At 65.5% G+C, this 426-nt stretch carries 1 protein-coding gene and 1 pseudogene; one reads left to right on the top strand and one right to left on the bottom strand.

The annotated features are described in order from the left end of the window. Positions 1–312 (top strand): uracil-DNA glycosylase family protein (locus tag EN862_RS34890; protein WP_348632106.1); only part of this gene is annotated, 312 nt, incomplete at its 5' end. Here EN862_RS34890 and EN862_RS37210 read toward each other — a convergent pair. Beyond that, positions 281–426, bottom strand: a pseudogene (locus tag EN862_RS37210) (lysozyme); the annotation flags it as partial. The gene EN862_RS34890 and the pseudogene EN862_RS37210 sit on opposite strands and share 32 nt — an antisense overlap.

The following is a 426-nucleotide window of genomic DNA, read 5'->3' as shown; positions in this document are numbered from 1 at the left end:
GTGCCGCCGGAGAACAAGCCGGTCGGCGGCGAGATTGCCACCTGCCGGAGTTTTCTGGTGCCGACGATCGGACGCTTTCCCAATCTGCGCGCTGTCCTGGCGCTCGGCTCGATCGCGCATCAGTCGACGGTGCGGGCGCTGGGCGGGCGCGTCGCCGCCCATCCGTTCCGGCACGGCGGACGGCACGAGGCCGGCGGCATCGCGCTGTTCTCCAGCTACCATTGCTCGCGCTACAACACCAACACGGGCGTGCTGACGGAAGTAATGTTCGTCAATGTGTTCAAGGAGATCGCGGCGTTTCTGGAGGAGTAGATTCGGAAACCCGCGTGGCGAATAGCTCAGCCAGTTTGTCCGCCCCACCCTGCAGCACGTTCAGGTCGACGTCGCCTTCGATGCCGTCGACGCGACCCCGGTTGTGGTACTGCC

The organism is Mesorhizobium sp. M2E.F.Ca.ET.219.01.1.1 (assembly GCF_004016445.2).
Classification (GTDB): Bacteria; Pseudomonadota; Alphaproteobacteria; order Rhizobiales; family Rhizobiaceae; genus Mesorhizobium.
The sequence above is the reverse complement of the archived record's forward strand: the minus strand, read 5'-3'. Positions and strand labels throughout refer to the sequence as shown.